Annotated in this window: 12 protein-coding genes; 5 read left to right on the forward strand and 7 right to left on the reverse strand. The window is 68.1% G+C overall.

The features are described 5' to 3' along the window. Positions 1 to 4: 4 nt before the first annotated feature. Complete coding sequence (locus BXA00_RS10640) at positions 5 to 1,018, forward strand: tripartite tricarboxylate transporter substrate binding protein (RefSeq protein ID WP_172805871.1); 1,014 nt, start codon at positions 5 to 7, stop codon at positions 1,016 to 1,018. A 16-nt stretch (positions 1,019 to 1,034) separates the two neighbouring features. Here BXA00_RS10640 and BXA00_RS10645 read toward each other — a convergent pair whose 3' ends face one another. Continuing rightward, positions 1,035 to 1,946 carry a LysR family transcriptional regulator gene (locus BXA00_RS10645; RefSeq protein WP_076518469.1) on the reverse strand — a complete coding sequence of 304 codons (912 nt, stop codon included), beginning with the start codon at positions 1,944 to 1,946 and terminating at the stop codon, positions 1,035 to 1,037. Positions 1,947 to 2,035: 89 nt separating this feature from the next. On the opposite strand from BXA00_RS10645, the gene BXA00_RS10650 reads away from it, so the two are divergent. Together BXA00_RS10650 and BXA00_RS10655 are read left to right on the forward strand one after the other, a co-directional pair. Beyond that, positions 2,036 to 3,196 carry an acyl-CoA dehydrogenase family protein gene (locus BXA00_RS10650; RefSeq protein WP_076518470.1) on the forward strand — a complete coding sequence of 387 codons (1,161 nt, stop codon included), beginning with the start codon at positions 2,036 to 2,038 and terminating at the stop codon, positions 3,194 to 3,196. Beyond that, entirely contained in the window at positions 3,193 to 4,320 is a 1,128-nt protein-coding gene (locus BXA00_RS10655; protein ID WP_076518471.1) for a CaiB/BaiF CoA-transferase family protein, read from the forward strand. Before BXA00_RS10650 ends, BXA00_RS10655 begins: the two co-directional genes overlap by 4 nt. A 54-nt stretch (positions 4,321 to 4,374) precedes the next feature. On the opposite strand, the gene BXA00_RS10660 is transcribed toward BXA00_RS10655, so the two are convergent. The 5 genes from BXA00_RS10660 to BXA00_RS10680 all read right to left on the reverse strand — a co-directional run bounded on the left by BXA00_RS10660 (position 4,375) and on the right by BXA00_RS10680 (position 9,496). After that, the gene (locus BXA00_RS10660) at positions 4,375 to 5,238 is read right to left on the reverse strand and encodes a proteasome-type protease (RefSeq protein WP_076518472.1); all 864 of its coding nucleotides are present in this window, start codon (positions 5,236 to 5,238) and stop codon (positions 4,375 to 4,377) included. A gap of 97 nt (positions 5,239 to 5,335) precedes the next feature. Next, the gene (locus BXA00_RS10665; protein WP_076518473.1) at positions 5,336 to 6,139 is read right to left on the reverse strand and encodes a transglutaminase family protein; all 804 of its coding nucleotides are present in this window, start codon (positions 6,137 to 6,139) and stop codon (positions 5,336 to 5,338) included. A 13-nt stretch (positions 6,140 to 6,152) separates the two neighbouring features. Beyond that, positions 6,153 to 7,127, reverse strand: coding sequence for an alpha-E domain-containing protein (locus BXA00_RS10670; RefSeq protein WP_076518474.1), 975 nt, complete (start codon positions 7,125 to 7,127; stop codon positions 6,153 to 6,155). 2 nt (positions 7,128 to 7,129) lie between these two features. Next, the gene (locus BXA00_RS10675) at positions 7,130 to 8,560 is read right to left on the reverse strand and encodes a circularly permuted type 2 ATP-grasp protein (RefSeq protein ID WP_076518475.1); all 1,431 of its coding nucleotides are present in this window, start codon (positions 8,558 to 8,560) and stop codon (positions 7,130 to 7,132) included. Positions 8,561 to 8,824: 264 nt separating this feature from the next. Further along, positions 8,825 to 9,496 carry a 5-formyltetrahydrofolate cyclo-ligase gene (locus BXA00_RS10680; protein WP_076518476.1) on the reverse strand — a complete coding sequence of 224 codons (672 nt, stop codon included), beginning with the start codon at positions 9,494 to 9,496 and terminating at the stop codon, positions 8,825 to 8,827. Positions 9,497 to 9,688: 192 nt separating this feature from the next. On the opposite strand from BXA00_RS10680, the gene BXA00_RS10685 reads away from it, so the two are divergent. Both BXA00_RS10685 and BXA00_RS10690 read left to right on the forward strand, forming a co-directional pair. Beyond that, positions 9,689 to 11,731 carry a lytic transglycosylase domain-containing protein gene (locus BXA00_RS10685; RefSeq protein WP_076521897.1) on the forward strand — a complete coding sequence of 681 codons (2,043 nt, stop codon included), beginning with the start codon at positions 9,689 to 9,691 and terminating at the stop codon, positions 11,729 to 11,731. Next, positions 11,728 to 12,837, forward strand: a complete 1,110-nt coding sequence (locus BXA00_RS10690) for a CCA tRNA nucleotidyltransferase (RefSeq protein ID WP_076518477.1) — start codon at positions 11,728 to 11,730, stop codon at positions 12,835 to 12,837. Before BXA00_RS10685 ends, BXA00_RS10690 begins: the two co-directional genes overlap by 4 nt. 48 nt (positions 12,838 to 12,885) lie before the next feature. On the opposite strand, the gene BXA00_RS10695 is transcribed toward BXA00_RS10690, so the two are convergent. Further along, positions 12,886 to 14,073 (reverse strand): class I SAM-dependent methyltransferase, encoded by a 1,188-nt coding sequence (locus tag BXA00_RS10695; RefSeq protein ID WP_076518478.1) that lies wholly within the window; start codon positions 14,071 to 14,073, stop codon positions 12,886 to 12,888. Positions 14,074 to 14,084 lie beyond the last annotated feature (11 nt).

The raw sequence follows: 14,084 nt of genomic DNA on the forward strand, positions 1-14,084 counted from the left end.
AGCAGTGGACAAACGACATATTCGGTTCGGAGTGCGGGGGGTTCGTCGCCTGGCCGAGGCGACACTTGCCTGGGCAGGCCTGGCCGCCATCGCGCCGGCGCAGGCCGCGGACGCGGCGGCCAAGTATCCCGAAAAGCCCATACGCCTGATCGTTCCGTTCACGGCGGGCGGGCAGTTCGACTACATCGCCCGGCTGGTGTCGGTGCCGCTGGGCAAGGAACTGGGGCAGACCATCATTGTCGAGAACGTCGGGGGAGGAGGAGGAAATCTGGGCGGCGGCAAGGTCGCCAGCGCGGCGGCCGATGGCTACACCCTGCTTGAATATGGCGGCAACTTTGCCATCGCGAAGCATTTGTCGCCCAAGCTGACGTTCGATCCGATCGCCGACCTGGCGCCGGTGTCGGGCCTGAGCATTGCGCCCCACGTGGTCCTGGTCAACAGCGCGTTGCCGATCAAGACGTTCGCCGAACTGCAGGCGTACGCCAAGGCCCATCCGGGCAAGCTCAGCTATGGCAGCCCCGGCGTGGGCTCGTCCATGCACCTGACGTTCGAAACCATCAAGCAGCACTTCGGCCTGGATGCCATCCACGTGCCGTACCGCGGGGGCAGCAACGCGTTGAACGACCTGGCCGGCGGACAGATCGACTTGGGCATCGTGGCCGTCGCGCCCGCCATGCCATTTATTTCGTCGGGGAAAATCCGCGCGCTGGCCGTTACCAGCGAGCAGCGCGCGGCGTCCCTGCCTGACGTGCCGTCGATTGCCGAACTGGGCTACGCGGGCTTTGACAGCGGAAGCTGGGCGGGCATCGCCGTGCCGAAGGGCACGCCGCCCGCCGTGGTGGACCGGCTGAACGCGGCGATCCGCCGGGTCATGGCCGACCCGCAGGTCCTGCAAGCCCTGGAGTCGCAGTCGTTCAAATCCATCGCCGGGTCGCCGGCCGACATGGGCAAGCTCATCGACCAGGAGTCGGCGCGCTACGGACCGCTCATCCAGCGCCTAGGCCTGACGGCCGAATAGCGGACGCAGCCCGGCGTTACTTCACCTGCGCGCGTCGCTGCGCGTGCTGGCGCAGGATCTCCAGCAGCCGCTCGGTCAGCGGCGACTGGTAGCTGTTGCGCCGCGTCAGCACGCCGATCTGGCGATGCCAGGTCAGGTCCTCCAGCGGCACGATGGCAAGGTCATGGCCGGCGTGCGCCGACAGGGTCATCTCGCTGACCAGCGTCAGCAGGTCGGTGCCGTGCAGGATGCTCAGCAGGTTCGACACGGACGCATTGGATTCAATGGTCACTTCGGGCGGGGGCGAGCCGTGCTGCTCGAATCGGGTTTCCAGCCAGCGCCGTGAGGCGGCCTGCGGGCCGGGCAGCATCCACTTGTAGGGAGCAAGGTCGGCAAAGCGGACCTTGCGGCCGCTCAGCAAGGGATGGCCCGGCCACGCCGCGGCATACAGCCGGTCGGCAAACAGCGGCTCGCAATCGAATTCGGCCGCGGTGGCGGATTCAAACAGCGAGCTGATCGCAAAGTCCAGGTCTCCCTGGCGCAGGGCGGGGATCAAGGCGTCGTTCAGGCTGACCATGACCTGCACCTTGGCCGCCGGCCGCTGCGACAGCAATTCGATGCAGGCGGGATTGAAGAACGGCTCGGCCAGCAGCGGGGTGACCCCCGCGCGCAGTTGCCCGATGCTGCCCCGATGCAGATCACCGGCTTCCTGCATCGCGTCGTCAAGCTCGCGCCGGGCCTGCACCGACCGTTGATAGAACGCGCGTCCGGGGATGGTCAGCTCCATGCCTTTGGGCGTGCGCACGAACAACTGCAGCTTCAGTTCGTCTTCCAGGCGGCGGATTCCCTTGGTCAGCGCGGGCTGGCTGATGCCGATGCTGTCCGCGGCGCGGCCCACGTGCCCCAGGCGGGCAACGGCCAGGAAATAGTCCAGATCTTCCAGTCTCATGATTCCGCACGGTTATCAAGATCGAAGAAAAGATAATCACGAGGATGGTTGGCGCTGTCAAGCTGGGCACTACCAAGACAGGAGACATCATGCCCAACGACACACCGCTTACCCTGGCCGAGCTGCGCGAGCGGCTGCGGCAGTATCTGCAGGACGAACTGCTGCCGCTGGAGCGGTCGCTCAACCTGGGATACGAAGACACGTTCGAGCGCAGCCTGGTGCAATCCATCTGGAAACGGTGCCGGACCCTCGGACTGTATGGCCCGCAGCTTCCGGTGGCGCTGGGCGGGCAGGGCTTGTCCTATCGGGATCTGTGCGTGCTGAAGGACGACGTCGCCGCTTCCGGCGCCATCCTGTTTCCGCATGTGCTGGGCGACTGGGGCGGCCCGTCGCGCATCGGCAATCTGGTGCGCCATGCCACCCCCTATCAGCTGGAACGCTACATCATGCCCGTGATCCACGCCGAGCGCGGGGCCTGCTTTGCCATGACGGAACCGCAGTCGGGTTCCGATGCGACCCGGCTGCAGACCACCGCGGTCGAGGACGGCGACGACTACATCGTCACGGGCACCAAGCACTACATCACGGCGTCGATGTTCGCGGACTTCGCCATCACGATGTGCGTCACCGACCCGCAGGCAGGGACCGACGGCATCTCGGCGATATTCATCGACCTGGACAGCCCCGGCGTGCGGCTTGTGCACGACTGCGTGCCGATGACGGGCCAATACGTGGACGCGGACATCGTGTTCGACCAGGTCCGCGTGCCGAAGAAGAACCTGATCGGAGCGCCCGGGCAGGGCTTCAAGATCGCCATGAACCGCATCAGCGTAAACCGGTTGCTGCATTGTCCGACGATGATCGGCCTGGCGCGTCAGGCCTTCAGGCTGGCGGTGGACTACGCCAAGCACCGGCAGCAATTCGGCGGCCCGATCAGCCGCTTCCAGGCCATTCAGCACATGCTGGCCGACATGGCGACTGCGCTGTACGCCTGCGAACACATGGTGCTGGCCGCGGCGGCCAAGGCCGACGCGGGCGTAGACGTGCGGGACGAGGCCGCCATGTGCAAGCTGTTCGTGTCCGAACGTTGCTTCGACATTGCCGACAAGGCCATGCAGATCCACGGAAACGTGGGCGTGACGAAGAACCATCCCGTGGAGTTCATATTCCGCCGCCTGCGCCTTTACCGCATTGTCACCGGCACCAGCGAAATCCAGCGCAATACGATCGCCAAGGGAATCCTGGCATGACACGCGGCGGCGGCTATCTCAGCGGATTGACGGTGCTGGACCTGGGCCAGTTGCACCCGGGCCCGTACACGGCGATGTTGCTCGGCCAGCTTGGCGCTACCGTGATCAAGGTGGAAAAGCCGCAGGGCGACACGGCGCGCCAGCTTGGCGCGGAGACGTTTGCCAAGTACAACCGCGGCAAGCAATCCATCTGCCTGGACTTCACGCGCGACGAAGACCGGCGCACGCTCTTGCAGTTGGCGGCGCGCAGCGACGTGCTGGTCGAAGGCTTCCGGCCCGGCGTCATGGCCAGGATGGGGTTGGACTACACCCGCCTGGCGCAAGCCAATCCACGCATCGTGATGTGTTCGATCTCGGGCTTTGGCCAGACCGGCCCCTACGCGCAGCGACCCGGCCACGATGTGAACTACCTGGCCCTGTCCGGCTACTGGGCCGTCCCCTCGCAGGTACGCGACGTGATGGGGCGTCCGCGTTTGCGCCTGTCGGACTATTGCGCGGCCATGCATGCCGCCCTGGCAATCCTGGCCGCTGTCGACGACGCGCGCGTCTCGGGCGTGGGCCAGCATCTGGACGTGTCCATCCATGATGCGCTGACCGCCTGGATGGCGCCGGCCCTGCAGGCGATGAACGGGCCCGCCGGCGCGGCCATCGACAACCTGCCGCATGTCATGCCCGACAACGACGTGTTCGAGACGGCCGATGGACGGCATCTTGCCCTGGGCATCCTGGAAGAGGCCTTCTGGCAAAACCTCTGCGAGGCGCTCGCGGCGGACTGTCCCGAATTGACCGCCGAGACCTACCGAACGCGGGCGGGACGGCTGGGCGACAAGCGGGCGCTGAACGACCGGCTGCGGGCATTGTTTGCCAGCCGCAGCCTGGATTATTGGGAAGGCGTGTTCCGCGGCCGCGACATTCCGTGGGCGCCGGTGCTTCGGCATGACGAGGTCTTCGACGATCCGCACGTCCGGAATCGGGGCGTGGTTGCCGAAACGCCGGACGGGCTTCGCGTGGCGTTTCCGGTCAAGTTCTCCAAGCCGCTGCCGGTACAGGCGGCGGCGGTGCCCGAACTGGACGGGAACCGGGATGAGATCCTGGCCTGGGCAAGCGGACCCGGGCCGCGATAGGCGGGACGCCATGACCGGGAGGCTTCATGCGCGACAGATCGCGAGACAACCGCCTCAGTTGGGCTGGTCCTTGCCCGGCTCCTCGGCCAGCACCTGCGGCGTGTTGTACGCGGCGTTGGGCGCATCGACGGGTTCCATGCGCAGCGGCTGATGCACCCGCGACGGCGGCACCAGCGACGCGGGGTCGTGCGGGTTGGTCCACAGCGGGTCCGGGATTTCCGCGAAGACCTGGCGCAGGCGTTCGCCCCAGGTGCCGCGGATCATGCGGAAGTATTCGTTGTGTTCGTCGATGCTGGCAAAGTGCGTCACGCGCAGCGAATTGGCGTCGTACACCAGCAGATCCAGCGGCAGGCCGACCGAGATGTTCGAGCGCAGCGTGGAGTCCATGGAGATCAGCGCGCACTTGGCGGCCTCGTCCAGCGAGGTGTCGGGCCGCAGCACGCGGTCCAGGATGGGCTTGCCGTACTTGGCCTCGCCGATCTGGAAATACGGGCATTCCTGGCCGGCTTCGATGAAGTTGCCAGCCGAATACACCTGGAACAGGCGGCATTGCTCGGCGCCGATCTGCCCGCCGAAGATCATGCTGACGTTGAAGTCCACGCCCTGCTCGTGCAGCGCGTCGGCCTCGCTGCGGTAGACCTCGCGCACGGCGGCGCCGACCAGGCGCGCGGCCGCGAACATGTCGGGCACGTTCCAGAGGGTGTCGGCGCCTTCCTCGCGCTGGCGGGTCAGCACGTTCAGCACGGCCTGGCTGACCGCCAGGTTGCCGGAGGTCATGAGGACCATGACGCGCTCGCCCGGCCGTTCAAAGACGGTCATCTTGCGAAAGACGCTGATCTGGTCGACGCCGGCGTTGGTGCGGGAGTCGGAAAGAAAAACCAGGCCGGATTCGAGGCGGGCCGCTACGCAGTAGGTCATGATCGAAAATAGGGGAAAACCACCACGCATTGTATTGCGGCGCGGCGGGCCGGATGTCAAGGCCCGGATTTACCGTCCGGACGTCGGCGCCCGGCCGTCATTGCTGCGCGCCGGCCTGGACCTGGACGGTGATTTCCATGGACTCCTCGCCGCCGCCGGTGCGCACGCCGCGCACCGGCGAGGCCGAGTCGTAATCCCGTCCCACCGCCAGCCGGCAATGGCACTCCGAGGCGAACTGGCTGTTGGTGATGTCCACGCTGGTCCACCCCACGTCGGATAACCACACGTCGGCCCAGGCGTGGCTGGCCGCGTGTTCCGCGGTGGTGTACAGATAGCCGCTGACGTAGCGGGCGGGCACGTTCAGGCCCCGCACGCACGCCAGGAACAGGTGGGCGTGGTCCTGGCACACGCCGTGTCCCAGGGCGAGCACCTGGTCGGCGGCGGTGGTCACGTCCGTGGTGCCGGGCTCGTAGGCGACGCGCTCGTGGATCGCGGCGGCCAGGGTCAGGATGTCGTCCGACGTGGTCAGCCCGTTCGGCAGCACCGCGCGCGCGAATTGCTGGATGGTCTCGTCCGCCTGCGTCAGCGGCGTCGGCACGCAATAGGCGTGCACCGGCAGGCGGCTGTCTTCGCTGCCCAGGACGCCGCGCGTCAGGGGCGCCACCAGCACCTGGCCGGAAACGCGCAGCGCGATATCGGTATGCGGCTGGTTCAGGGTCAGCGTGTGCGTGATGTTGCCGTAGGCGTCGACCTGCTTGTCCAGGTGGCCCGGCGCCTCGATGTTCCAGCGCAGCACGCGCTGGTGTTCGTCGTCGCGCGGCGTCAGGCGCAGGGTCTGGATGCTGTAGTTCACCGGCGCGGTGTAGCGGTAATGCGTGACGTGCGTGATGATCTGCTTCATTGCTGCCTCCTTGTTATGCCGACAGGGGCACCAGGAAATCCTGGCTGATCCGGTTGCCCAGGTCGTTGATGCGGTCCAGGAAGCGGTCCAGGTATTGATGCAGCCCGCTGGCCAGAATGTCTTCGACGCGGCCGTACTGCAGCTCGGCGCACAGCATGCCGGCGCGCCGCTCGGTCTCGGTCGAGCGTTGGTTCGCGACGCGCGCCAGGTCGTCGGCCACGGCGCGCATCGAGGCCAGCAGCGACCGCGGCATGTCCCCGTGCAGGATCAGCAGGTCGGCCACGCGGTCGGGCGTGATGACGTCGCGGTAGACCTTGCGGTAGATCTCCAGGCCCGACACGGAACTGAGCAGGGCCGACCAGCGGTAGAACTCGCTTTGCACGCCCGCGGCGTTGACCGGGTCGGCGCGGCCGTCCTGCGTGCTGGTGCCGCCGCGCTCATGGAACTTGACGTCCAGCATCCGCGCCGTGTTGTCGGCGCGTTCCAGGTGCATGCCGATGCGCATGAAGTACAGCGCCTCGTCTTCCAGCATGGTCCCGATCGTGACGCCGCGCGCCAGGTGCGAGCGGAACTTCACCCATTCAAAGAATTCGCCCGGATTGCGCTCCAGCAGGCCGGTGTGCAGGTGCTTGAGCAGCTCCAGCCAGGTGGTGTTGTAGGTTTCCCAGACCTCTGTCGTGAGGCTGCCGCGCACGGCGCGCGCGTTCTCGCGGGCGGCGCGCATGCAGGAATAGATCGACGAGGGATTCTCGGGATCGCGCACCATGTATTCCAGCACGTCGCGCGGCGAGATCGACGCGTATCTGCTCTGGTACAGGCCCTGCAGCTCGGAAATGCGCAGCACGCCCAGCCAGGAGCCTTCGCGCGTGCGCGTGTCCTGCGGCAGCAGCGACATCTGCAGGTTCACATCCAGCATGCGGGCGGTGTTCTCGGCGCGTTCGGTATAGCGGCACATCCAGAACAGGTTGTCGGCGGTTCGGCTCAGCATGGTCAGTCCTCCAGCACCCAGGTGTCCTTGGTGCCGCCGCCCTGGCTGCTGTTGACCACCAGCGAGCCCTCGGTCAGCGCGACGCGGCACAGGCCGCCCGGCACGGTGCGGATCTCCTTGCCGCACAGCACGTAGGGACGCAGGTCCACGTGGCGCGGCGCGACCCCCGATTCCACGTAGGTGGGCGTGGTGGACAGCGCCAGCGTGGGCTGCGCGATGTAGTTGGCGGGATTGGCCCGCACGCGGTCCCTGAACGCATCGACCTCGGCGCGCGAGGCCGACGGCCCGACCAGCATGCCGTAGCCGCCGGCGCCGTGCACTTCCTTGACCACCAGGTCATGCATGTTGGCCAGCACGTGGGACAGCTCGTCCGGCCGGCCGCAGCGCCAGGTCGGCACGTTCGACAGGATGGGCTCTTCGCCCAGGTAGAAGCGGATCATGTCGGGCACGTACAGATAGGTGGACTTGTCGTCGGCGATGCCGGTGCCGATCGCATTGGCCAGCGTGACGCGGCCGGCGCGGTAAACCGACAGCAGTCCCGGCACGCCCAGCGCGGAATCGGCGCGAAACGCCAGCGGATCCAGGAAATCGTCGTCCAGCCGCCGGTAGATCACATCCACCTTGCGGGGGCCGCGCGTGGTGCGCATGTAGACGGTGTTCTGCTCGACGAACAGGTCCTGGCCTTCCACCAGTTCCACGCCCATCTGCTGCGCCAGGAAGGCGTGTTCGAAGTAGGCCGAGTTGTACATGCCGGGCGTCAGCACCACTACGGTGGGGTCGTCGCCGCCATGCGGCGCGACTTCGCGCAGGTTGTCCAGCAGCAGGTCGGGGTAGTGCGCGACCGGCTCGACCTTGATGCGGCCGAAGGCGTCCGGCATCAACCGCATCGACATCTTGCGGTTTTCCAGCATGTAGGAAACCCCGGACGGCACGCGCAGGTTGTCCTCCAGCACGTAGAACTCGCCCGCGCCGGCTCGCACGATGTCCACGCCCGCGATGTGGCAATAGATGTCCTCGGCCACGTCGACGTCCTGCATCTCGGGGCGGTACTGGGCATTCAGGAACACCTGCTGGGCCGGCACGATGCCGGCGCGCACGATGTCGTGGCCGTGGTAGATGTCGCGGATGAACAGATTCAGGGCGCGCACGCGCTGCTTCAGGCCGGCTTCCAGGTGCCGCCATTCCTCGGCCGGGATGATGCGGGGGATGAGGTCGAACGGGATGAGGCGCTCGGTGCCGGCGGCGTCGCCCGCGACCGAAAACGTGATGCCGACGCGGCGAAAGCTCAGGTCGGCTTCCAGCCGGCGCACGGCCATGGCCTCGTCCGACTGCTCGTTGTGCCAGCGCTCGAAGGCCTGGTAATGGGAGCGTATGCGATTCTCGCCATCGCGCATTTCGTCATACGCGGGGGGACGGGCGGGTCGGTCCTTCATGGCTCCTCCGATGCAGATGCTTGCGGCCGCTTGCGCGCGGCCGTCGTCCGGCCGTTGCCGGCTGGTCCTGAGTTACAAGCAACCCTCATGCCAGCTTTTGCGGCAGACGGGGGATTTCAAGACCAATATGCGCTGAAGGCGGAGGAATTGCCATCCCCAGGGCGGGCGATCGTGCAAATCCGGGGACGGGCCGCCACGAGCGGCCTCGCAGCGCCGTGACGCCGTGCACCGTCCTGGTGCGCGGCGCCGGCCGAAACTGGTGCGTCAGTTCAGCCGGTAGGAATGCAGGGTGGTGCCGCCCGTGCCGCCTTGCTCCAGCGGCGCCTGCGGCACCCAGCCGTCCTGGGTCAGCACCGCGTCCAGCCGGACGTCATGCGCGGCGGGGACGTATCCGGCATCGAGCTCGCCGCAGCTCCAGGCGATGCCGATGGCGATAAAGGGGTGGCCGCGCTGGCGAAGGGCGGCGAGCGTGCGGTCGTAGTAGCCGCCGCCATAGCCCAGCCGGTCGCCCTGTTCCGTATAGCCCAGGGTGGGCACCAGCACCACGTCGGGCAGCAGTTCCGGGCCGGCCACGGGTTCCTGGATCCCGTAGGGGCCGGCGCGCAGCTCGGCCTCGGGTGTCCACGGCAGGAATGCCAGGGGCGCGTTGCGCTCGCGCACGACGGGCAGCGCGACCGTCATGCCGGCTTCGGCCCACTGCGTCAGCAGGGGGCGCAGATCGGGTTCGTCGGCCATGGGCCAGAAGGCGGCGACGGTGGTGGGGGCCGGATTGCCCGCCTGCACGGCCTGGTCGCGGGCCACGTTCAGCCAAGTGAAGAGCCGTGCACGCATGAGCAATCCGCCGCGGCTGCGCTGATCTTCCGGCAATTCGGCGCGCAATTTGCGCAATCGCGTGCGGTGGACTGCGGTATCCTCTGGAGTATTTTGCGTAGTCATGCGGTGGCTGTAACCGGGGGGTTGAAGATGAAGGCAAACATGCTGAAGACGAACTTGCGTATCGTCGGCGCGCGGATCGGCACCCGTGTCAGCATGCGGCTCGGCATGCGGGAGCGTCCCACGACGGACACCCGACAGCCCTCACGGTATCAGAATTCTCCGCCGCAAGCCGCCGCCGACGCCCGTGCGAGCCTGCGCCGCTGGCTGCCCCTGCTGGCGCTCTTTACCGCCGCCTGTGCCCCGGTCGATGCGCAGCAACGCAGCGCCGCCATCAATACCCAGCCCCAGCCCGCTCCGCAGGCGGCCCAGCCCATGATCGCCGTGCCCCCCGCGGTGCTGGCGGGCCTGCCCCCCACGGCGGAAACGCCCGCGCTGGCCGCTGTCGTGGCCGCCCGCGAGGCCATGAATCGCAAGCAATGGTCCGTGCTGGGCGCGCTCGTGCCGCAGGCCAAGGGCGATCCGCTGGGCATGTACCCCGAATACTGGCTGCTGCGCTATCAGCTCTGGAGCCCGCCCGCCACCGGCCGTCCCACCGCAGCCCTGCAGACGTTCATCAGCAGCAACGGCGACGCCTATCTGGCTGACCGCCTGCGCGGCGACTGGCTGCTGGCCGCCGCCCGCAGCGGCGACTTCGAAACCGTGCGCAAGCTCGCGCCCGTCAAGAACAGCAATTCGCAGATCGAATGCGCCATCCTGGACGGCAAGCACATGACCGGCCAGCGCGCCACCGCCGAGCAGGCCATGGCCGTGTTCGCGCCGGGCAGCGCCTGCTGGGCGCTGTACGACCAGCTCGTGGCGGACGGCATCCTGGGCTGGGAGCAGCTCGAACCGCAACTGCGTGACGCCATCGAGGCCAACAAGACCACGGACGCGCGCAAGTTCGTGCAGTACATGTTCGAGCCGCGCGACGTGAAGACCTACGATGTCCTCATGAAGGACCCCATGAAGTGGCTGACCCGCCAGGACCGCATGCCAGTGGGCCGCAACGAAAAGGAACTGGTCACCATCGCGCTGGCCCGCCTGGCGCGTTCGGACGTCGGCGTGGCCGATTCCTACCTGCGCCGCGAGTGGGCCAAGTCCATGTCCAAGTCCAACCTGGCCTGGGTGCGCGGCCAATATGCGCTGGCTGCCGCGCTCGATCTGGACAGCCGGGCAAACGACTGGTACCGCGAGGCCGGCCACATCCGCATGACGGAATACAACGCGGCCTGGAAGGTGCGCGCCGCCTTGCGCCAGCCCAAGATCGACTGGAAGTGGGTCGTCGAATCCATCGACGAAATGCCGCCCTCGCAACAGGCGGAGACGGCCTGGGTGTACTGGAAGGCGCGCGGCCAGGCCGCGCTGGGGCACAAGGACAAGGCGCAGGCCGCCTACGCCAGCATCGCCGACCGTTTCGACTTCTACGGCCAGCTCGCGGCCGAAGAGCTGGGCCGCCGCATCGACGTGCCCCCGCGCCCCGCGCCCATCAGCGACCAAGAGATCGCCGAGGCGCGCGCCAATCCGGGCCTGCAGCGGGCCGTCCTGCTGTTCCGCCTGGGCTGGCGCGCCGAGGCGGTGCCGGAATGGAACTACTCGCTGCGCGGCATGAACGACCGCCAGCTCATGGCGGCGGCCGAACTGGCCCGCGCCGAGAACATCTATGACCGCGTGGTCAACACCTCGGACCGCACCGAGAAAGAGTTCGACTTCAGTCAGCGCTTCATCGCGCCCTTCGAGGGACGGGTGACGGCCAAGGCCAATGCCATCGCCCTCGATCCGGCGTGGGTCTATGGGCTTATCCGCCAGGAATCGCGCTTCATCATGAATGCGCGCTCGCATGTGGGCGCCTCCGGCCTGATGCAGCTCATGCCGGCCACGGCCAAGTGGGTCGCCGGCAAGATCGGCATGAGCGATTTCACGCCCGCGAGCGTCAACGACTTCGACACCAACACCGAACTGGGCACCAACTACCTGAACATCGTGTTGCGCGACCTGAACGGGTCGCAGATGCTGGCCAGCGCGGGTTACAACGCCGGCCCGGGCCGGCCGCGCAACTGGCGCTCGACCTTCTCGCATCCTGTCGAAGGCGCCATCTTCGCCGAGACCATCCCCTTCACCGAAACGCGCATCTACGTGAAGAACGTGATGTCCAACGCCACGTATTACGCGGCGATGTTCAGTGGACAACCCCAATCGCTGAAGGAACGCCTGGGCAACGTCGTGCCGGTGGGCACCGAAACCGCCGCCGCGCGATGACCAGGGACCCGGCCACCGAGGGCCTGCGCGCCTATGTCGTGGGCGGGGCGGTGCGCGATGCGCTGCTCGGCCTGTCCCCCGGCGACCACGACTGGGTCGTGGTGGGCGCCACGCCCGAAGACATGACGCGCCGCGGCTTCATCCCGGTCGGCGGCGATTTCCCCGTCTTCCTGCACCCCCGCACGAAAGAGGAATACGCCCTGGCGCGCACCGAGCGCAAGTCGGGGCGCGGCTACAAGGGCTTCACCTTCTACACGGGCGCGGACGTCACGCTCGAAGACGACCTGCGCCGGCGCGACCTGACGGTCAACGCCATTGCGCAGACCGAGGATGGCGACCTCGTGGATCCGCTGGGCGGCGCGGACGACCTGCGCGCCCGCATCTTTCGCCATGTGGGCGACGCCTTCGAGGAAGACCCCGTGCGCATCCTGCGCCTGGGCCGCTTCGCCGCGCGCTTTGCCGACTTCAGCGTGGCGCCCGAAACGATGGAACTGTGCCGCCGCATGGTGCAGGCCGGCGAGGCCGACGCGCTGGTGGCCGAACGGGTCTGGAAGGAGCTGTCGCGCGGCCTGATGGCCGATGCGCCGTCGCGCATGCTGGACGTATTGCAGGCATCCGGCGCGCTGGCGCGCGTGATGCCGGAACTGCGCGGCGCCGACGAGGTCGGCCCGCAGCTGGATCGCGCCGCCGGACTGGGCCTGCCGCTGGCAAGCCGCTACGCCCTGATGTGCAGGCTGACGCCCGAGCGCGAGGCCCTGGGCCGGCGCATGCGCGTGCCCACCGAATGCAATGACTATGCGCGCCTGCTGCCGGAAGTGCTCGGCGCGCTGGACGCCTTGGACGGCATGCCGACGGGGCCGGATGGCGCCGACGCGCAGCTGGCGCTGATGGAGCGCGCCGATGCCTTGCGCAAGCCCGGCCGCTTTTTCGATCTGCTGGATGCCGCCGCGATCTTGCGGCCGGTGGACAAGCCCGCCTGGGAGTCGCGGGTGGCGGCGGTGCGCGGCGTGGATGCCTGCGCCATCGCCAAGTCCTGCGCCGGCGAGCCGGCGCGCATCAAGGAAAGCGTGCGCCAGGCGCGGCTGGCGCGGTTGCAGGCGGGCTGAGGCGGGTTTTCCCCGGCGGGCGCGTCGCCAGCCCGCCCGGCGCCCGGCTTACAGCTTGCCCAGCCGGTCGCCGCGCGAGAAGCCCGACAGGGGCGCGGTCATGCCGCGCCCGACCGCCAGCACCTTGAACAACTCGCCCATCTCGGCTTCGGACAGCAGCTTCTGCACGGGCGCGACCGCTTGCGCGTAGGCCTGCGCATCCGACGGGTCCAGGCCGGCCAGCAGCTCCATCAGGCCGGCATTCATGAGAAAGCGCGCCTGGGACGTGTAGCCCAGCACCTGCAGCCCGGCCGCGAGCGCGGCATCGGCCATCGCCGTGAAATCCACGTGGGCGGTGATGTCCTGCAGGCCGGGCGCGGTGAAGGGATCGCCGTGCGCGTGGTGGCGCAGATGGCACATCAACGTGCCGCCGGCGCGTTGCGGATGGTAGTACTCGCTGCGTGGGAACCCATAGTCCACCAGCAGGGCCGCGCCGCGCTCCAGCCAGCTGCCCATGGCCGAGATCCAGGCTTCGCCCTGCAGATTGATTTCCGACACGTAGCCGGGCAGCGCCGGCATGCGCGCTGCGACGGCGGCTGCCAGCGCCGCAGGCGCCGGGCGGTCTTCCCAGATGAAGGCGCCGTCGGCATCCAGGGCCACGCCGCGTTCCAGCACGTCGCCCGCGCCGCTCCAGGCAAAGAGCGACACCGGCATCGCGTCCAGCACTTCGTTGGCCAGCACGCAGCCCGAGAACGCGCGGGGCAGGGCGTCCAGCCATTGCACCCGGTCGCCAAAGGGCGCCAGCCGTTCGGCCTGGCGGGCGCGCAGGTCCGCCGACACTTCCAGGATCAGATAACGCGTGTCCGCCAGGCCCAGTGCATCCAGCTCGCGTAATACGCCCTCGGCGAGGGCGCCGGTGCCGGCGCCGAACTCCAGCACGGCGTGCGTGCCGGTCTGGCGCAGCACCTCGGCCGCCTGCCGCGCCAGCGTGCGCGCAAACAGGGGCGTGAGCTGCGGCGCGGTCACGAAGTCGCCGGCGGGCGTTTTACCGCCATCGTCCGCGTCGGCCAGCTTGACGTTGCCCGCCGCGTAGTAACCCAGTCCGGGCGCATACAGGGCTTCGGCCATCCAGTGATCAAACGGCAGCCAGCCGCCATTGGCCGCGATCGCGGCGCGCAGGTGCGCGGCGGCGGCATCGCTGTGTTGCTGCGCGGCGGGGGAAAGCGAGGGCAGATTGGCGGGGGCAGGGCGTTGCATGGGGAATTCAG

This window comes from Achromobacter sp. MFA1 R4 (assembly GCF_900156745.1).
Taxonomy (GTDB): domain Bacteria; phylum Pseudomonadota; class Gammaproteobacteria; order Burkholderiales; family Burkholderiaceae_B; genus Achromobacter.